Source organism: Butyrivibrio sp. M55 (genome assembly GCF_900116865.1).
In the GTDB taxonomy this organism is placed as follows: Bacteria; Bacillota; Clostridia; order Lachnospirales; family Lachnospiraceae; genus Butyrivibrio.
The window spans coordinates 67421-87369 of sequence record NZ_FPCD01000005.1 but is presented as its reverse complement, the minus strand read 5'-3'; the positions used below and the strand labels follow the sequence as shown (position 1 = coordinate 87369).

16 protein-coding genes are annotated in these 19949 nt (G+C 42.2%); 13 read left to right on the top strand and 3 right to left on the bottom strand.

What is annotated here, in order from left to right:
* Nucleotides 1-4: 4 nt before the first annotated feature.
* The 5 genes from BM398_RS07770 (at nucleotide 5) to BM398_RS07750 (ending at nucleotide 7510) form a co-directional block, all read left to right on the top strand.
* Nucleotides 5-520: a DUF6106 family protein gene (locus tag BM398_RS07770; protein WP_092337174.1), complete on the top strand. Its 516-nt coding sequence runs from the start codon at nucleotides 5-7 to the stop codon at nucleotides 518-520.
* A gap of 85 nt (nucleotides 521-605) precedes the next feature.
* Nucleotides 606-2063, top strand: coding sequence for an IMP dehydrogenase (gene guaB, locus BM398_RS07765; RefSeq protein ID WP_026656805.1), 1458 nt, complete (start codon nucleotides 606-608; stop codon nucleotides 2061-2063).
* Between the two features lie 47 nt (nucleotides 2064-2110).
* Nucleotides 2111-4840, top strand: a complete 2730-nt coding sequence (locus tag BM398_RS07760; protein ID WP_139233796.1) for a putative bifunctional diguanylate cyclase/phosphodiesterase — start codon at nucleotides 2111-2113, stop codon at nucleotides 4838-4840.
* Between the two features lie 66 nt (nucleotides 4841-4906).
* Nucleotides 4907-6613, top strand: a complete 1707-nt coding sequence (locus BM398_RS07755; protein WP_242838990.1) for a glutamine--tRNA ligase/YqeY domain fusion protein — start codon at nucleotides 4907-4909, stop codon at nucleotides 6611-6613.
* A 39-nt stretch (nucleotides 6614-6652) separates the two neighbouring features.
* On the top strand, nucleotides 6653-7510 hold the full coding sequence (locus tag BM398_RS07750) for a DUF2225 domain-containing protein (RefSeq protein WP_026656808.1): 858 nt from the start codon (nucleotides 6653-6655) through the stop codon (nucleotides 7508-7510).
* A gap of 67 nt (nucleotides 7511-7577) precedes the next feature.
* On the opposite strand, the gene BM398_RS07745 is transcribed toward BM398_RS07750, so the two are convergent.
* Nucleotides 7578-7916 carry a hypothetical protein gene (locus BM398_RS07745; RefSeq protein WP_139233795.1) on the bottom strand — a complete coding sequence of 113 codons (339 nt, stop codon included), beginning with the start codon at nucleotides 7914-7916 and terminating at the stop codon, nucleotides 7578-7580.
* A gap of 171 nt (nucleotides 7917-8087) precedes the next feature.
* Between BM398_RS07745 and BM398_RS07740 the strand changes: the two genes are divergently transcribed.
* From BM398_RS07740 to malQ, 3 genes are read left to right on the top strand one after another with little or no spacing between them, the layout of a single operon-like run.
* Nucleotides 8088-8690 carry a TetR/AcrR family transcriptional regulator gene (locus BM398_RS07740; RefSeq protein ID WP_092337171.1) on the top strand — a complete coding sequence of 201 codons (603 nt, stop codon included), beginning with the start codon at nucleotides 8088-8090 and terminating at the stop codon, nucleotides 8688-8690.
* A 15-nt stretch (nucleotides 8691-8705) separates the two neighbouring features.
* Nucleotides 8706-9620 carry a carbohydrate kinase family protein gene (locus BM398_RS07735; RefSeq protein ID WP_092337170.1) on the top strand — a complete coding sequence of 305 codons (915 nt, stop codon included), beginning with the start codon at nucleotides 8706-8708 and terminating at the stop codon, nucleotides 9618-9620.
* A 26-nt stretch (nucleotides 9621-9646) separates the two neighbouring features.
* Entirely contained in the window at nucleotides 9647-11170 is a 1524-nt protein-coding gene (gene malQ, locus BM398_RS07730; RefSeq protein ID WP_092337169.1) for a 4-alpha-glucanotransferase, read from the top strand.
* 52 nt (nucleotides 11171-11222) lie between these two features.
* Here malQ and BM398_RS07725 read toward each other — a convergent pair whose 3' ends face one another.
* Nucleotides 11223-11756, bottom strand: coding sequence for a CYTH domain-containing protein (locus BM398_RS07725; RefSeq protein WP_330390565.1), 534 nt, complete (start codon nucleotides 11754-11756; stop codon nucleotides 11223-11225).
* Between the two features lie 138 nt (nucleotides 11757-11894).
* Here BM398_RS07725 and BM398_RS07720 point away from each other — a divergent pair, with 138 nt between their 5' ends.
* On the top strand, nucleotides 11895-12443 hold the full coding sequence (locus BM398_RS07720) for a DJ-1 family glyoxalase III (protein ID WP_092337168.1): 549 nt from the start codon (nucleotides 11895-11897) through the stop codon (nucleotides 12441-12443).
* A gap of 48 nt (nucleotides 12444-12491) precedes the next feature.
* Here the strand turns inward: BM398_RS07720 and BM398_RS07715 are convergent, their stop codons facing one another.
* A complete protein-coding gene (locus tag BM398_RS07715) occupies nucleotides 12492-14504 on the bottom strand; it encodes a methyl-accepting chemotaxis protein (protein WP_092337167.1) in 2013 nt (670 codons plus the stop codon).
* A gap of 384 nt (nucleotides 14505-14888) precedes the next feature.
* Between BM398_RS07715 and tig the strand changes: the two genes are divergently transcribed.
* The 4 genes from tig (at nucleotide 14889) to clpX (ending at nucleotide 19922) form a co-directional block, all read left to right on the top strand.
* Nucleotides 14889-16361 carry a trigger factor gene (gene tig / locus BM398_RS07710; RefSeq protein ID WP_092337166.1) on the top strand — a complete coding sequence of 491 codons (1473 nt, stop codon included), beginning with the start codon at nucleotides 14889-14891 and terminating at the stop codon, nucleotides 16359-16361.
* A gap of 102 nt (nucleotides 16362-16463) precedes the next feature.
* Nucleotides 16464-17933, top strand: a complete 1470-nt coding sequence (locus BM398_RS07705) for a DUF6056 family protein (RefSeq protein WP_092337165.1) — start codon at nucleotides 16464-16466, stop codon at nucleotides 17931-17933.
* 118 nt (nucleotides 17934-18051) lie between these two features.
* Nucleotides 18052-18654 carry an ATP-dependent Clp endopeptidase proteolytic subunit ClpP gene (gene clpP, locus BM398_RS07700; protein ID WP_092337164.1) on the top strand — a complete coding sequence of 201 codons (603 nt, stop codon included), beginning with the start codon at nucleotides 18052-18054 and terminating at the stop codon, nucleotides 18652-18654.
* Complete coding sequence (clpX, locus tag BM398_RS07695; RefSeq protein ID WP_092337163.1) at nucleotides 18654-19922, top strand: ATP-dependent Clp protease ATP-binding subunit ClpX; 1269 nt, start codon at nucleotides 18654-18656, stop codon at nucleotides 19920-19922. The genes clpP and clpX overlap by 1 nt, the downstream gene beginning before the upstream one ends.
* Nucleotides 19923-19949: the final 27 nt, after the last annotated feature.

Genomic DNA, 19949 nt, shown 5'->3' with positions numbered 1-19949 from the left:
TTACATGATCGGTAATGACAACAGTTATGTTGAATGTCTAGTAGCCAGTAAAGCGTCTCCGCTTGTTGTTGTTCTTAAGTATGTGAGCTTTGGATTGGCTATATTTTTCTTACTTTCAACTCTAATATTAAATGCAAATATTATTTGCGTTCTGCTTTTATTGGCGGCCGGTGCCGGATACTATTTCGCAAAGCAGAATTCCAGTATAGAGTATGAATATCAGTATTGTGACAAGGAAATTTCCATTGATAAAATCTTGAATAAGAGTTCCCGCAAACATATAGGAACTTATGAAGTCGAAAAGATCGCTGCTATGGCGCCTTCGAATTCATATCATCTTTCAGAGTACAAGAATCAGACATTTAAAACTCTTGATTTTTCGGCAAAAGATAAAAATGCTCAGCCAGATCCGACATATACATTCTATTATGACGGAAAAGAAAAAATCGTATTTGAGCCAAGCAGTGAATTTGTTGCTGCCGTTAAGGCCGTTGCACCGAGGAAGGTATTTACAGACTGATCTTTCCGGTGGAGTAATTATTGTGTAGAAATTACGGAGGTTTTTCCTCCATAATCATTATTATTTTTTAGATTGGAGTTAAAAGATGGGACAGATTATTGGTGAAGGAATAACATTTGATGACGTGCTTTTGGTGCCTGCATATTCACAGGTTATACCCGGACAGGTAGATGTGAGTACATGGCTTACCAAGAAGATCAGACTTAACATTCCTATGATGAGTGCGGGAATGGATACAGTTACAGAGCACAGAATGGCAATCGCAATGGCCAGACAGGGTGGAATCGGTATTATCCACAAGAACATGTCTATTGAGGCACAGGCTGAAGAAGTAGATAAAGTTAAGAGATCTGAGAACGGCGTTATTACAGATCCTTTTTCACTTTCACCGGATCACACACTTGCAGATGCGGACGCACTTATGGCTAAGTTCCGTATTTCTGGTGTTCCCATTACAGAAGGCAGAAAGCTTGTCGGAATCATTACAAACCGTGACCTTAAGTTTGAAAAAGATTTTTCACAGAAGATCAAGGATGTAATGACAAGTGAAAATCTTGTTACTGCTAAGGCAGGTATCACACTCGAGGAAGCAAAGAGCATCCTTGCAAAGTCTAAAAAAGAGAAACTTCCCATCGTAGATGACGACTACAATCTTGTAGGTCTTATTACAATCAAGGATATTGAGAAGACAATTAAATATCCTCTTGCTGCAAAGGATGACCAGGGCAGACTTCTTTGCGGTGCAGGCGTTGGCATTTCAGCTAACTGTCTTGACCGTGTTGCGGCTCTTGTAGATGCTAAAGTTGACGTTATCGTGCTTGATTCCGCACACGGACATTCTGAGAACGTTCTTAAGTGCCTCAGAATGATAAAAGAGAAATTCCCCGATCTTCAGGTTATCGCTGGAAACTGTGCTACTGGTGAGGCTACTAAGGCTCTTATCGAAGCAGGTGCCGACGCTGTTAAGGTTGGTATCGGTCCCGGATCTATCTGCACAACTCGTGTAGTTGCAGGTATCGGTGTTCCTCAGGTTTCAGCTGTTATGAACTGCTATGAAGTAGCTAAGGAATATGGTGTTCCGATCATCGCAGACGGTGGTATTAAGTATTCAGGAGACATCACAAAGGCTATCGCTGCAGGCGGAAACCTTGTAATGATGGGTTCAATCTTCGCAGGTTGCGACGAGGCTCCCGGTGACTTCGAACTCTTCCAGGGCAGAAAATATAAGGTATATCGTGGAATGGGATCAATCTCAGCTATGGAGAACGGTTCCAAGGATCGTTATTTCCAGGAAAATGCAAAGAAACTTGTTCCCGAAGGTGTTGAAGGACGTGTTGCATATAAGGGAACAGTAGAAGATACAGTATTCCAGCTTATGGGCGGTCTTCGTTCAGGTATGGGTTATTGCGGATGTGCTACAATCGAGGAACTCAAAGAGAACGGAAAGTTCATCAAGATGACTTCCGCTGCGCTTCGTGAGTCACATCCTCATGATATCCAGATCACAAAAGAGGCACCTAACTATAGTGTAGATGACCACTAATTTCCTGTTATTTTTATTAAATTGATAAACAGGTATGGGGGGATATTTTGCAAGAGACACTAAATGAGATGGACACGATAAATGCTACCAATAAGGGCTCTTCTTCGTCAGTAAGCGGAGCTCTTGGTAGTTTTACGCCTAAATATGCCGATGAAATGCAGGCTTGGCAGGACAAGTTCTGCGAGATGGCAGGGGTTTATGCCTTCTGCCTCGATCCGGCAGGTGTCCCTCTCAGTAATTTTTCCGGAAATCCTCATGAGATAGAGATCATAAAAAAATACGTTACGGAACCCAGAATAAAGAGTATCCACAAGCGAGTGTCGGAGAGCGACCTCGAGGATCAGGCGGTTGAGATAACAGAGATTCCGAACCTGCGTCTTGCTGCGGTAGCTGTTAAAAACGGCAATACAACAGCGGCTGTGTGGATAGTTTGTGGGGTGTTCACTGATTTTGAATACGATTCCGAGTATTTTCATCTTGAGCCGATAGAATCTTTCGGCTACAGAACTTCAGAGAGTAAATTTTATAAGACGCTGGATATATTGCGCACGACACTTGATATTCTCATAAAGCTTGAAGCTTCCAGATCCAAAGCTGTGGCTGTAAGTGAAGAGAGCAGGCAGCAGGAACTTGAAATGACGAATTCATTCAGGCGTGCCGAGACCATGACTGAGATAGTATCACTCCTTGATAGTGATGATACTATTGAGGAAATAATGGTTGAGATATTAAAGAAGCTCTGCACATATCTCCAGATAAGCAACGGATTTACATGTAAGGTTCATCACAATTCTCTTATGGATATTGTTGTTCAGTGGACTGCTTCCGGTGTTGAAAAGATTTTTCCTGAGACCACTGACAGAGAGCTTTGCTGGTTCCTTGGAAGCGAGAAGGCGGTTGTTATATCAAGTGATACGGCTATGAATGCGGGAGAGCGTGAGCAGGTGGAAGACCTGGGTATTAAGGCTCTTGTCGCAATGCCCGTTATTATTAACGGCTCGGCTCTTTTCTATGCATGTCTTACAGAGAACAGAGAGAACAGGATATGGTCGATAGATGACGTTAAGTTTATCAACGATGCGATCCGCGTTCTACAGACAATAATAACAAAGAGACTTCAGAAGAATTCACTCGCAAGTTCTTTTGCTTCGCTTGAAGCTGTGCTTGATAACGTGGGAAGTGCCATCTACGTAAGGGATATAGGCACGGGAGTCCTTCTGTTTGCAAACAGAAGCTTTAAAAAGAACTTTAATAAAGAGCTTACCGAGAATACTCTTGTGGATCTTTTTGAATCAAATATTCCCGCGAAGAGCAGAAGCGGAAACTACGAGGTTCATCACAAGGACAGAGAGAAATGGTACGATGTTTACTACACTAGGATCAAGTGGGTGGACGGACGTCCCGTTTCTTTGTGCGCTATATATGATATTACCGAGAAAAAGCTGTATCAGAAGAGAATTGAGCAGCAGGCATATACAGATTTCCTGACAGGTCTTTACAACAGAATGTGTTGTGAGAAAGACCTTGCCAGATACATTGACGAAGCAAGGACAAAGCGTATTCACGGTGCGCTTATGTACCTTGATCTTGATGACTTTAAGCATATCAACGACAGTTTGGGACATCAGTACGGCGATGTTCTCTTAAGAGATATTTCGAAGGCGATAAGCAGGATCGAAGGAATAACCAATTCTTGTTACAGAATGGGTGGAGACGAGTTTGTTATTATCGTTCCTCCCGAGAGTTTTGAGAGACTCCCCAAGATCATCGAAGAGATAAAGAATACTTTCGCAACGCCGTGGTATCTTAAGGACAGCGATTATTACTGTACGATGAGTATGGGTGTTGTAAAGTATCCCGATCACGGTGACAATGTTTCGGAACTTATCAGAAAGTCCGACGTTGCGATGTATGAAGCGAAAAAATCGGGTAAGAACAGGATTGCCGAGTATTCCGACAATATTGATTCTTCATCGATACACAGACTCGATCTTGAGAAGAATATGTACGACGCTATAACAAAGAGCTGCAGTGAGTTTGAAGTTTACTTCCAGCCTGTTATCAGCGAACCTATAGACACCAAGAGCGGAAGAAAGCAGTACAAGCACGTCGGTGCAGAGGCTCTTGTAAGATGGAACAGTTCAAAGCTTGGATTCTTAAGCCCCGACGAATTTGTTCCGCTTGCTGAGTACCTGGGACTTATCACACCTATCGGTAATCACGTTCTTAAAAAAGCTTGTGAGTGCTGCAGACAGTGGAATGAGTCCGGAACGGGAGAATATGCGGTTTCCGTAAATCTTTCCGTTGTGCAGATAATGCAGAACGACATCGTGGACGTTATAAGGAAGAATATTGAAGAAAACCACATCAATCCTCGTAATCTGGTACTTGAGCTTACTGAGAGACTTGCGATAAACGATCTAGCAAGAACTAAGCAGACGCTTCTTGATATCAAGGCACTCGGAGTAAGGCTTGCGCTTGATGATTTCGGTACGGGCTACTCGGCTCTTAGCAGTATAAGAGCGCTTCCTTTTGACATAATCAAGGTTGACCAGAACTTTGCCAAGGATCTTGCCGAGGATGATTATTCGCAGGCATTTATCCGCATGATGGCAGAGCTGGGAAAGGCAATAAATGCCGAGATCTGCGTTGAAGGAATAGAGACTCAGGCGCAGCTTGATGCGATAAAAGGAATGGGCGTTAAGTACGTTCAGGGTTATTATTACGACAAACCCATGCGCAGAGTGGCTTTCGAGGAAAAGTACGTTTATAACTAAAAATATGTTATTATATAAGAGCGCTAAACGGCACAAAGATATAAATGTAAAGGTTAGGATTTAATAATGGCAGAAGTAATTACAAATACAAGTGATAATGCTGAGGTGGAAAACACACCTTCCAGACATTTTATAGAGCAGGCTATCGACAAGGACCTTGCGGAGGGAGTTTACGATCATGTATGCACAAGATTTCCTCCCGAGCCAAACGGTTTTTTGCATATAGGACATGCTAAGAGTATTCTTCTTAACTACGGAATGGCAAAAGAATACAACGGCAAGTTCAACATGAGATTTGACGATACCAATCCCACTAAGGAAAGATCCGAGTTCATGGACTCCATTATCGAGGATGTTAAGTGGCTCGGTGCGGATTATGAAGACCGTCTTTTCCATGCTTCGGATTACTTTGATGAGATGTATGAGAATGCTGTTAAGCTTATTAAAAAAGGCAAAGCATATGTTTCAGAGCTTACTGCCGAGCAGATGCGTGAATACAGAGGAACGCTCACAGAGCCCGGTAAGGACGATCCTAACAGAAACAGAAGTGTTGAGGATAACTTAAGACTTTTTGAGGATATGAAGAACGGCAAGGTCGAGGACGGTGCTATGACACTTAGAGCCAAGATCGACATGTCTTCACCTAACATAAACATGAGAGATCCCATTATCTACAGGGTTGCTCATATGACACATGCACGTACACAGGATAAGTGGTGCATTTATCCTATGTATGACTATGCTCATCCCATTGAGGATGCGATCGAGGGCATAACACATTCGCTCTGCACGTTGGAGTTTGAGGATCACAGACCTCTTTACGACTGGGTAAAAGAGGAATGCGGCTACAAGAATCCTCCCCGTCAGATCGAGTTTGCGAAGCTTTACCTCAACAACGTCGTAACAGGTAAAAGATATATCAAGAGACTTGTAGAAGACGGAATTGTTGACGGATGGGACGATCCGAGACTTGTAACCATCGCAGCACTCAGAAGAAGAGGATTTACTCCCGAGTCAATCAAGATGTTCGTTGATATGTGCGGAATCAGTAAGGCACAGTCAACTGCAGAGTATGCGATGCTTGAGTATTGTATAAGAGAAGACCTTAAGCTTAAGGCAAAGAGAATGCTTGCAGTTCTCAACCCCGTAAAGCTTATAATAGACAACTATCCCGAGAACGAGACAGAGTATCTCGAGATTGAGAATAACAAAGAAGTTCCTGAGATGGGAACAAGAAAGATTCCTTTTGGAAAAGAGCTCTATATCGAGAGAGAAGACTTCATGGAGGAGCCTCCGAAGAAGTACTTCCGTCTTTTTCCCGGAAACGAAGTAAGACTTATGAATGCTTACTTTGTAACATGCACGGGCTGCGATAAGGATGAGAACGGCAATGTTATCGCCGTACATTGTACTTACGATCCCGAGACTAAGTCCGGAAGCGGATTTAACGCAAGAAAAGTTAAGGGCACGATCCACTGGGTTGCTGCAAAAGAAGCGGTAACTGCAGAAGTTCGTCTTTATGAGAATATTATTGATGAGGAGAAGGGCGTTTATAACGAGGACGGTTCTCTTAACTTAAACCCCAACTCTATTACAGTTATCAAGGATGCTAAGCTTGAGCCCGAACTTGCAGATGCGGTCAGCTACGACAAATTCCAGTTTGTAAGAAACGGATTTTTCTGCGTTGACAGCAAGGATTCTAAGCCCGGAGCACCTGTATTTAACAGGATTGTTTCACTTAAGAGTTCTTTTGTTCTGCCTAAGAATAATTAAAAATTTTTCTATAGTAATATTTAGAAAAGAGGTATAGAAATGGCTGGTATTTTTTCAGGACTTGAGAAGCTTGGACTTGGAAATATTGACGGAGGAAATCTTTTTGAGGATCCAAACAAGAAAGAGGCCAATGTCAAGAAAGCTGAGCCCCAGAAGAAGCTTACACTTGTCAATGAGGAGGATTATCTTTTTGACAAGAAATATAAATGTCCTATCTGTGATTCGGACTTTGAATCAAAGACTGTTCGTACAGGTAAGGTTAGAATGAAGGCTGTGGATGTGGATTTAAGGCCTGACTATTCTGAAGTCGATCTTACAAAGTATGACATCATTGCATGCCCCGAATGCGGATATGCAGCGCTTGGAAGATATTTCACAACGCTCAATAAGTATCAGATTGACGATATCAGAAATAAGATCTGCATGAATTACAAGAAGCAGGATTACAAGGAACCTATATACACCTATGAGCATGCAAGAAGTCTCTATCAGCTTGCGCTTGCAAATGCGGTTGTAAAGAAGGCAAAGAACAGCGAGAAGGCTTATATCTGTCTTAAGACAGCCTGGGTAATAAGAGGTGAGACTCAGAGACTCGATCAGGACGAAGCTGATTACGAGAAGAAGAAAAAAGATAACGATGCTCAGGAACTTGAGCTTTTAAAGAACGCACTTAACGGATTCATCATGGCAAGGCAGTCGGAAGACTTCCCAATTGCCGGAATGGATTCTACAACGCTCGATTATCTTATCGCAGCACTTGCGTTTGAGACAGAACAGTATGATATCGCAAGCAAGATGATCTCTGAACTTCTCATGTCCAGAACCGCAAACAGCAGAATCAAGGACAAGGCAAGAGCACTTAAGGATATGATGGCCGAGAAGCAGGGCGAAAAGTAATTCTCCCAAATAAAAACAGACATAATAAAACCCCATGGATAGCGATATCCGTGGGGTTAACTATTATTTATAACTTATCTTCTTCGTTACCAAAGAATTCATTAGGTGTAGCGGAATCATTGCTTTCGGTAGTGCCTGTTGCTTCGGCAGCTTCAGTAGTAGTTGCGGCCTTTCCGGCTTTTTCCTCGGCGGTCTTGATGTCTACATATTTTCTGGAACCGAATCTGGACTCGGTTGCTTCATCCAAATCCTCATCGAAATCTTCGAACTCTTCAAAATCATCGTCATCAAAACTGTCGGCAATCTCAGCATCTCTCTTACTTAAGTAATAATATACACCGGCTGCGGCTGCACCAACAGCAGTACAGAATAAAATAAACTTTCCGAATCCATTTCCCTTGGACATAACCATACATCCTCCTATCCAAACGTTGAATTAATTTTATAACAATTTTCAGATAAATAAAAGTACGTTGTATTAAAAATTAATAAATAACGGCAAATCGTTTGAATTAGTACTTACAAAATGATATATTAAAATCAGACTGATGTAGTCAATTGAAGCCGGAGAACGTGTATGAATGAACGATTTTTTGAGCTAAAAAAAGATAAGCAGGAACGGATCATTAACGCGGCATTTAAGGTGTTTGCGGAGAACGGCTACACACATTCCAGCACCGATGAGATAGTTAAGACCGCGGAGATCAGTAAGGGCCTGTTGTTTCACTATTTTGGAAATAAAATCGGTTTGTATTCTTTTTTGTATGACTACGCGACGAGGTCGGTGACACTTGAACTTTCGACACATGTTGAAAAGAGTGAGACCGGTTACTTTGAGCTGTACAAGCAGGTTCTTACAGCTAAGGGCGATGCGCTTAAACGGTTCCCTTATATTTTTGCTTTTCTGAAAAGAGCGGATGAAGAGCCGGATAGTAAGGCATCCTCTGAAATAAGCGAGAAGCGGGAGAAGTTCTCGATGATAATGCGTGCGCTTAAAGAGAGGGCGGACATAACAGTCTTTTCCACGGGAGTTGACTACAACAAAATATGGTACATTCTTGATTATACGGTGGAAGGAGTACTCGAAAAGAATATCAGGGGTGGTAGCTTTAGGGCAGACCTGTTTATGGAAGAAGCTTCGGAATACGTTGATATGGTTCAAAAGATGGTGCTTACATAATAAGGAGGCTAAAAAATGGGTAAATTTTTAGTGGCTGGTGTAACACAGATTGAAACTATCGTAAGAGTTGAAAAGATTCCTGTCAGCTTTGCGCCTATGACAAGCGCTATAGATTCTATCTATACCGCTATGGGCGGTGATGCCTATAACGAGTCGCTTGCGCTTGAGTGGCTGGGCGACGAGGTTGTCTTTATGTCAATTGTCGGACGTAATCAGGATCTTGAGATGATCAATCCTCCCGACAGAAGAATCACGCTTTCCACTGAATATATTATCCCGCAGATGAACGATACGCCTACTGAAGTTGTTCTGTACGACAAGGAAAGGCGGCAGCAGATCTTTGAGGATATCAAGGATCTTAGAGAAAATACATATGACATGTCCATGGTTCCGCCTATCGCGGAGAGTTGCGACATGATAGTTCTGGCCAATGCGAATTTCTGCAGGCCATTTGTTAAGGTTGCGAAGGAGCATAATAAGCCTGTCGCGGTTAACATCAGATATTACGAAAGAGAAAAAGAAAAATATAACGCAGACTTTCTGGAATCCGCGAAGGTTCTCTACTTCAGTGACGATACTTTGACGGAAGATCCCTACGATTTCATAGACAGAATGGCAAATACATACGGAACGGAGATAATTATCCTTGGTCAGGGCAGTGAAGGACTGATGCTTTATGACAAAGTTCAGAATCTTCGAATTCACTACAATACCGTTAAGACCAACGAGGTAGTAAATACCATCGGTGCAGGTAATGCGCTTTTTGCATGCTTCCTTCATTACTACATGGAGACGGGAGACAGCGTAAACGCCATAAAGAATGCACTTTTGTTCGCATCCTACAAGATTGGATATATGGGAACGTCAAACGGATTTATGACGCCGGATCAGCTTGCACAGTGGAGAAACCTGATCTGGGGTATTAAGTAAAGAATAGATACTATAAGGGGACCGATATGAAAAAGAGTGAAAATGAGCAAAAAAGAGCTTGCGGCGTTTTACTTCCTGTTTTTTCATTGCCGTCGAAATACGGAATCGGTGCGTTTTCAAAAGAAGCGTACGAGTTTGTGGATTTCCTTAAGAAAGCGGGGCAGAAGTACTGGCAGATTCTTCCTCTTGGCCCCACGGGATACGGTGATTCGCCGTATCAGTCTTTTTCTACATTTGCAGGAAATCCGTATCTTATAGATCCTGAGTTTTTTGCGGAAAAAGATCTTTTGACCATGGAAGACCTTGATGTATTAAAGAGTGAAGAGCCGATTGATAAGGTTGATTACAAGACTATTGAGGCGCATAAATACGAGCTTATGCGCAAGGCTTTCGGAAATATAGATAAGGCTTTCGGAGCTTCGGGCATAAAGGCTGATTTCGAGAAGTTCAAGAAAAGCAACGGAAAGAAGTGGCTCTTTGACTATGCGCTTTTTATGGCTCTTAAGGATATGTACGGCGGAAGGTCCTGGAATACCTGGGATGAGGCCATAAGGCTCAGGAAAAAAGATGCAATGGCAAAGTATAGGGAGAAGCTTTCGGAAGAGATTGATTTCTACTGCTTTGTCCAGTTTGTTTTTTATGTGCAGTGGAATGCGCTTAAAAATTACGCGAATAAGAATGGGATAGAGATTATCGGCGACATACCGATATATGTTGCCTTTGACAGCTCGGATACATGGGCCAATCCCGAACTTTTCCTTCTTGATAAAGACAATGTTCCCATTGAGGTTGCGGGATGTCCTCCCGATGCGTTCAGTAAGACGGGGCAGCTCTGGGGAAATCCGCTTTATAAGTGGGATTATCACAAAAAGACGGGATATAAGTGGTGGCTTGAGAGAATAGGGCACTGTTACGAGCTTTATGATGTGCTTCGTATCGATCATTTTAGGGGCTTTGATGAGTATTATGCGATTCCTTACGGAAATCCTACGGCTGAGATCGGAAAGTGGCGAAAAGGCCCCGGATACGATCTTTTCGATGCGGTGAAAAAAGAATTCGGAGACGTAAAGGTTATCGCAGAGGATCTTGGCTTCCTTACGCCTTCTGTTTTAAAGCTTGTTAAAAAGACGGGATATCCCGGAATGAAGGTGCTTCACTTTGCGTTTGGAGCGGATGATGACAGCGAATATCTTCCGCACTACTATAACAGCAACTGCGTTGTATATACGGGAACTCACGACAATGATACGACAAGAGGCTGGTATAAGACACTAAGCAGGGATGATAAGAAATTTGTGAGGGATTATCTTGGAGTAAACAGCGGAAGGCAGGTTATAAGCGGACTTATACGCGCTGCATTTTCAAGCGTTGCGGACACTGCGATAATTCCCATGCAGGATTATCTCGAGCTTGACGAGAGTGCAAGAATAAACATTCCGTCGACTCTCGGTGGAAACTGGCAGTGGAAGATGGAAGGTGATGAACTCACGGATGAGCTCTGTGAGAGGATGTATGACTATGCTAAAGTTTACGGAAGACTTGTAAAGTGAATGAGGATAAAGTTGGCGGTGCAGATTTTAGTTTCTGCACCGCCAAATAAGTTTAAAGTGATTCCGAGCTCATGTAAGAATTGCTGTAGTGGAAATCTCCGGTTACGTCTTCGCGGAACCAGGGAGCGGGGTGATATGCGCTTGCGGCTTCTTCGCTTGGGAATTCCACTTCGGCAAGTAGACGACCGTTAAAAGGGGCGTCAAAAACATCAAGTTCAATCTTGATGGCGCCTGATTTTATTGCAAATTTAATATTGGGATTGGCCGACAGAAATCCGTTATCAAATGCGTCTTCGTTAAGTGGCAGGAGATATCGGGTTTTCTTTATGATATTGCCGTCACATTTTTTCACAAGATGATCATAGCTCACCGCATCAAGGGGCATGTTGTACTCCACCTTTCCTATGCCGCTTTTCTCCGCAGGAGCAGATCCCTTGTATGTCATATAGTATTTGTCATCCTCGCGTCTTACGCGGACGGCGGGATTGGTGTTAAGGTATCCCTGCTCGATTATGTGGTATGGATATGTATTTAAGTTCTGTGGAAGCTTTTTTACGGTGAATTTCTTTTCTATTTCAATTCCCATGGTATATGCACCTTTCTGCGTGTCATAATTGTATGCTTTATTATAATATCTTTTGGGGATGAGTGCGCATAGAAATGATATAATGATTCATAGAATTTCGTAGAAGAGTCGAAGTATTTAGAATGAACGGAGGACAATATGGCAAAAACAGCGATTTTTCTTGCAAACGGTTTTGAAGAAATAGAGGGACTTACAGTAGTAGATATATTAAGGAGAGCGGGAATCGACATAACAATGGTGTCTATAACCGGAACTACAGCTGTTGAGGGTTCTCACGGAATAAAGCTTGAGGCTGATGATACAATTGAGAACTTTGATTTTGACGGAGTTGATATGATCATTCTTCCGGGCGGAATGCCGGGAACAAAGAACCTTGATGCGTGTGCACCTCTTAAGGCTAAGATAGAAGAGTTTAACAACGCAGGCAAGATGCTTGCAGCAATATGTGCAGCACCAACCGTATACGGCAAGATGGGACTTCTTAAGGGCAAAAAAGCTTGTTGCTATCCCGGATGCGAAGGCGACCTCATCGGCGCAAACGTATCTACAGACATGGTCTCAAAGGACGGCAACTTCATCACATCACGCGGAATGGGAACAGCAATTCCTTTCGCACTTGCAATCCTTGAGCACTTCAAAGGAAAAGAAGCAGCAGACCAAATGGGAACAGCAATTGTATATAAATAAAAAAATGGGGTTGTCGCACTAGAGCGACAGCCCCTTATTTTTGCTTTATCAGGTTTTAAAGAACTGAATATCCTGATTTAGTTTGTTTGCAACATTCTTGAGGTTCGTAGCCGATCCTGCAAGAGATGTAACTGTAGCGGAGAGCTCTTCCATAGAAGCGCCTGTCTCTTCCGATGAAGCGGCGTTCTGCTGTGAGATAGCTGAGAGCGAATTCATTGAATCTGATACAACATTCTTGGAAGATACGCAAGTCTCTGCACCTGAGGAGATGCTCTTTACACCGTTTACGGTCTCTCTGATATCTGAGAGCATTTCGTTTACGGAAACGAGAGTCTCACCCAAAGCATCCTGCTGGTCGAGATTTCCTTTTCTTACTTCATCTGAAGCTTCAACCGCAGCTTCACTCTGCTCAAGAAGGATATCCATCTGCTTTCTGATATCATCAGCCATTGCCTTTGAATCGTCGGCAAGTTTACCAATCTCTTCAGCAACAACTGCAAATCCCTTACCTGCTTCACCGGCTCTTGCAGCCTCGATTGAAGCGTTAAGTGAAAGGAGGTTTGTCTGTGTTGCGATGCTTGCGATTCCTTCAACCTTTTCGTTTATGCTTGAAACCGCTTCCTGAGTAGCGGAAATAGTCTTTGAAATGTCATCAATCTTGGAGGTCATGTTTGTGCTTGATTCCTGAAGAGCTGAAAGCGACTGTGAAGAAGCTTCCGAAGCATCTCTCATTCTTGTTGCAAGAGATTCAAGACTACCTGTCGATCCCTGTACATCAGAAACCGCATTACCGATCTGTGTAACGTTCTGAGATGCTTTCAGAATCTCGTCAGCCTGCTGGGTTGCACCCGATGCGATATCCTGAACCGCATTTGATACGTCCTCGGCTGTCTGTGAGATCTGATTAGCCATATCTGAGAGCTCTTCAGAAGATTCGCCGATTGTTGTCGCAGATACTTTAATGTTGGATACGATATCCTGAAGCTCATTTATTACGGTATTTGTATTATTGATGATTGTTCCAAACTCATCTTTTCTGTTTATATGCTTTTTTATCAATGCAAAGTTACCATCGGCAAGCTCTGCAAGAGCAGTGTTAACATCGTTGATGGGGTTTGTAAATGAGAGAGCCATACTTACTGCAATAAATGCTGTTATAGCAAGGAGAACAAGTCCTACAATAACAACAATAAGTGCTGCAGATCTTGTTTCTGCGGTTACAGTTTTTGTATCTGTTGCAGCAACAACGACAAATCCGGTGCTGGGGGATTTTATATATGAAACCATTGCGTGATATCCTTTGCCGGTATCTACCTGATATACGCCGCTGTCCTGACCGGAAGTTATAAACTGTGATTTGCTTCTGTCATCTTCGTTTGCTTCGGTAATCTCATACTGAGAGTGTGCAGCAACAAGACCGTTTCTGTCTACGAAGAAAGCGTCACTGGATCTTTCTGCGAGGAACTCGTGGAATCTGTTAAGATCAAGGTTTCGCTGAGCGACACCTATAACTTCGCCCTTTGAGCTGTATACGGGAGTTGCGATAGTTATCTGACGTATGCCTGTTGATGCGGAAACTATAACATTGGAAACATAGGTATTTCCGTTCATTGCTTCCTGGAAATAGTCTCTTTCACTTACGTCGACAAGTTCACCGGAACTTCTGAGAATCTGCTTTCCGTCTTTTCCCGTAAGCACAGTGATGTTTCCGTCGTTAAGCATTGTATCGATTTCTTCAAGATACTTGGCTGCCTCATCCTGGAAAGTTACATTAAAAGGAGTCTCCATAAATCTAGTTGTAGCAGGGGACTTAGCAAGTGTCTGAATACTCATTATATTCTTTTCCATGATGCCTTCGAATTCTGATTGGATATAGTGAGATTGCCACTTCAATATATTTTCTGCATCCTTAACAGATTTTGAGGTTGATGATGCATAACTTACTATTAAAGAAATAATAAGCGGAACAGCTACTAATAAAAGCATTATTGAAATCATTCTCGGTTTAATGCTGTTCATGAAATTGGTGGTTTTTTTCTTGGGTTTGGAATCCTTTGCCATCTAAATTGCCTCCATACTATTTAAATGAGAATTACTTTAACACGTTAAAACGATTAAAAATAATAACAATTGTATACTAAAATAATACTATTTAGCAGTTAAAAAATGACTAAAATCAGGAAAATTTTATAATGTTTTAATGATTAACCGTGTTAAGTTCGGTATGATATCGGCAAGTTATACGCTTAAATTAAGTCTCATAATGAAATGCAGCAATTTTTTACATGTGGGAAACTGAATAAAAAAGCGTGAATAAAAACATGGAAATTATTATGTACTTATGTTATAATCTGAAGCGATTGTGCCTATATGTGGGCTAAAGGGCTTGAAACTGTGTTTTTCGGCTCTTTATTATAAATACTTTTAGGAGGAATTACAGATAAAATGAGCGTAACAGTTGAGAAGCTTGAAAAGAGCATGGCTAAGCTTAAGATTGAAGTATCTGCTGAGCAGCTCGAGAAGGCAATTCAGAAGGCCTATGAGAAGAACAAGAATAAGATTCAGTTACCCGGTTTCCGTAAGGGTAAGGCTCCTCGTAAGATGATCGAGCAGATGTACGGTAAGGGAGTATTCTATGAGGATGCTGCTAATGAACTTATCGAGACAGAGTATCCCAAGGCTGTTGAGGAGTGCGGAGAGAACGTTGTATCTTCTCCCAAGATTGATGTTGAGCAGCTTGAGGCAGGAAAGGACTTCATCTTTACAGCTGAAGTAGCTCTTAAGCCTCCGGTTAAGCTTGGAAAATATAAGGGCGTTGAAGTTGAGAAGATGGACATCGACGTTACAGACGCTGATGTTGATGCTGAGATCGACAAGCAGAGAAATACAAATGCAAGAACTGTAGATGTAACAGACAGAGCAGTTCAGAATAACGATATCGTTACTCTTGATTTTGAAGGATTTGTTGACGGAGTTGCATTCCCCGGTGGAAAGGGAACAGATTATCCTCTTACAATCGGTTCAGGTGCATTCATTCCCGGATTCGAAGAGCAGCTTGTTGGATTTGAGATCGGTAAAGAAGGCGATGTAAACGTTAAGTTCCCTGAGGAATATCAGGCAGCTGAACTTGCCGGAAAAGATGCTACTTTCAAGTGCACAGTTAAGGCTATCAAGGCTAAGGAACTTCCTGAGCTTAACGATGAGTTCGCAAGTGATGTATCAGAGTTTGATACACTTGCTGAGTACAAGGAAGACGTTAAGAATAAGCTTGTAGAGAAGAAGACAAACGAAGAGAAGGCTAAGAGAGAAGATGCTGTAGTTAAGGCCGTTATCGAAGATTCAGATATGGAGCTTCCTGAGGCTATGATCGAGACACAGCAGAGACAGATCGTTAATGATTTCGCTCAGAGACTTCAGATGCAGGGCATGAACATGGATCAGTATCTTCAGTACACAGGTAACACTGTAGACAAGATGCTTGAGCAGGTTAAGCCTCAGGCTATCGAGAGAATCAAGTCAAGACTTGTTCTTGAAGCTGTAGCTGAGAAGGAAAACATCACAGTTTCAGACGAAGAGTTCGAGAAGGAACTTGAGAAGATGGCTGAGCAGTACAGAATGGAGCTTTCTAAGCTTAAAGAGCTCATGTCTGATGCTGAGAAGAAGGTAATGAAGAGTGACCTCGCAGTTCAGAAGGCTGCTGATTTCCTTGTAGAGAATGTAAAGGAAGGCGCTGCTAAGAAGGCTGCAAAGAAGACAACAACAAAGAAGACTGCTGAAAAGGCTGAGAAGGCTGCCGATAAGGAAGAGAAGCCTGCAAAGAAGACAGCTGCCAAGAAGACTACAGCTAAAAAAGATGCTGCAGACAAGGAAGAGAAGCCTAAGAAGACAACAACAAGAAAGAAAAAGACTGAAGAGTAATCAGGCAGTTTGAATAAAAACATATGAACTTTATGGCACTTATTATTTGGTAAATACAAAGAAATAGGTGCCATTAGTTTTATTTGGAAACAGGGAGGATGTATGATAGAGTCTTTTTTTAACAAGTATAAGAAAATATTCGCGGGGGTATTTATTATAGGAATACTCTGTGCGGTTGTGCCTGTTATTGTTGGCTGTGGTTATACATATCTGTGTGAAGATGATTTCAGCTTTGAGGGTGGAGCTGCGGATGCTGCGGATGTATACGGATCGAACGTTGTGGCTGCCGCGCATAAGATGGTTGAATATTACAATGTAAATCAGGGAACCTATCTTTTTAATTATCTTATTCATTTTATCAGGGCATATACAAGAGGAGGACTTCCCGGATTTCATTTTTACATGATATTAAATGCGGTTGCTTTCTGCGCTGCGCTCATATTTCTTCTGAAAATTCTTATAAAAGATAATACTGCGAGCCTTGGAGCCTCTTTTGCCATATTTGCATCGGTGTTTTCCATGTCAAATACACAATGCGGAAGAGAACTCTTTTACTGGTATACCGGAGGACTTAATTATCTGACGGAATTAACACTTGGATTGCTTGCTGTTTCATTATGCATTCTGTATATACGAAAGAAAAAAGTGATATATCTGATCGCAAGTGCTATATTGGCATTTTTGGCAAGCGGAGGATCGCTTAACGTTGTTTGTGCAGATCTTTCGTGGCTTATAGCTGTTGTGATACTTAAAAGAGAAGAATTTGTAAAGGATAAAAAGATTGCAATACCGGCTGCGGTTTCGTTTGTAGGAGCTCTTATAAACGGACTTGCTCCCGGAAACTATAAGAGAGCGGAGAGGGATCTGAAGGAAGGACACAGTACATTTTTTGATGCGCTTAGGGATACTTTTAAATGTATCATTTCTGAAGATATGTTTCTTTTCACAAGCGCTGTGTTTATCCTGATGCTTCTCCTGGCATTTGTAATCTTCACTATTTATAAAGTTAAGGTGCTTGAGGGAAAAGTTACGGTGTTAAACCTTGTGATTGTTCTTGTCGGAACATGGTTTGCAAGATATTTCACCATGTTTCCAGTATGCTTCGGATATCATGTCGATGAAGTTATCAACATGAGAACCGCAAGTTCCTATGAGATTGTGGCAAAGTTTATGTATTTCCTTGCAGTAGCGGTGCTTGCGCAGTTTCTTTCGGAAAAATTTGAAGGAAAAACGGATCGTATCGCAATGGGAGTGCTCGCTGCGGGAGTACTGCTTGCACTGATCCTTCATTCCGCATTAAGTGAAGATATCAAGAGCGGAATGTCGTATGTTTCTTATAATGACTATAAGACAGGAGCATTGCAGGAAACCTATGCTGCCAGAGAGTATATTCTTGCATCACTGTCACTGGCGGAGAAAGGAAGCGATGTCGCTGTTTATGTCAGACCATATAGAGCGGCAGAGTCTACCTACGGAATGGGGCTTGGAGAAGGAGCCGATGAGTGGGTAAACAGATCTGCGGCAGGCTTTTATGATCTAAATACCGTTACGGTTTTTTATCTTGAAGAGTGAGTAGCTATGAAAAATTTCCCGTAAATATCAGTTTGCGGGAAATTTTTATGCTCTTTTTATAAAATTATTGGTATAATGGAAATTGGAATTTTATTTTTAGGCTAGAAAGGAAGAAAAAATGAGTTTAATACCTTACGTCATTGAACAGACAAGTCGCGGTGAGAGGTCATATGATATTTACTCCAGACTTTTGAAAGAGAGAATCGTTTTCCTCGGAGAAGAAGTTAATGCCGCATCAGCCAGTACAGTTGTAGCTCAGCTCCTGTTCCTTGAAGCTGAAGATCCCAATAAGGACATTCATATGTATATTAACAGTCCCGGGGGAGAGATTACATCCGGAATGGCTATATATGATACAATGCATTATATAAAATGTGACGTTAGTACAATATGTATAGGAATGGCTGCAAGTATGGGAGCGTTTCTTCTTGCAGGCGGAGCAAAGGGCAAGAGAATGGCTCTTCCCAATGCTGAAGTTATGATCCATCAGCCTTTGGGAGGAACACAGGGTCAGGCTACCGAGATTGAGATTGCTGCAAAGCATATCATCAGAACAAAAGAGAAAATGAACAGGATGCTTGCTGAGAATACAGGAAAGCCTTTCGAGCAGGTTGCTGCAGATACTGAAAGAGATAACTGGATGACTGCGCAGGAAGCTTTGGAATATGGGCTGATTGATTCTATAGTTGAGAACCGTCCTAAGAAAGAGGAAAATAAATAATGGCAAAGATACCGGGAGAGATCAAGTGCTCTTTTTGTAACAAGACACAAGATCAGGTAAAAAAATTAATAGCGGGACCTGCAGGTGTATATATCTGCGACGAGTGCGTAGAGATTTGCTCGGACATCATCGCTGAGGAATTTGACGATGAGCCCGAAGTAGCTGAGAGGGACCAGCAGATCAATCTTTTGAAGCCGGTAGAAATCCGCAACTTTTTGGATGAGTACGTTATCGGACAGGAGGAAGCTAAGAAAGTTCTTGCTGTTTCCGTATACAACCATTACAAGAGAGTATTGGCACCAAAGAGTGAAGATAAGTCGGAAGTAGAGCTTCAGAAGAGTAATATCATAATGGTAGGTCCTACCGGATCGGGTAAGACATACCTTGCACAGACACTTGCCAAGATAATCAATGTACCTTTTGCGATTGCAGATGCTACAACACTTACTGAGGCAGGATATGTCGGAGAAGATGTTGAGAATATTTTGCTCAAGCTTATCCAGAATGCCGATTACGATATCGAGAGAGCGCAGTACGGCATTGTATATATCGATGAGATCGATAAGATCACAAAGAAGAGCGAGAACGTTTCCATAACAAGAGACGTATCGGGTGAAGGCGTTCAGCAGGCACTTCTTAAGATTATTGAGGGTACTGTTGCAAGCGTGCCTCCGCAGGGAGGAAGAAAGCATCCTCATCAGGAACTTATTCAGATTGATACAAGCAATATCTTGTTTATTTGCGGCGGAGCGTTTGACGGTCTTGATAAGATTGTTGAGGCAAGACTTGACCGCAATTCAATCGGATTTAACGCTGAGATAGCTGATAAGTCTGAAAGAGAGATCGGAGAAGTTCTCAAAGAGGTTACTCCTCAGGATCTTGTTAAATTCGGACTTATTCCCGAGTTTGTAGGACGTGTGCCGATTACGGTAACACTTGAAGGACTTTCAAAGGAAGCACTTGTCAGAATTCTTACAGAGCCCAGAAATGCTCTTGTTAAGCAGTATCAGAAGCTCTTTGATTTTGATGATGTTAAGCTTACATTCGAGGACGGCGCTGTTGATAAGATCGCGCAGATGGCATACGAGAGAGAAACGGGTGCCAGAGGACTTCGTTCCATCATGGAAAAGACTATGATGAATGTTATGTACGAGATTCCTTCCGATGAAACAATCAGCGAGTGTGTGATCACTGACAATTCCGTTGACGGAACAAGTGAGCCGCTTATTGTGCACAAAGAACAGGGAAAACTTAAGCCTGCAAAGTAATTGCAAGATATAAAAGAGAAAATGATA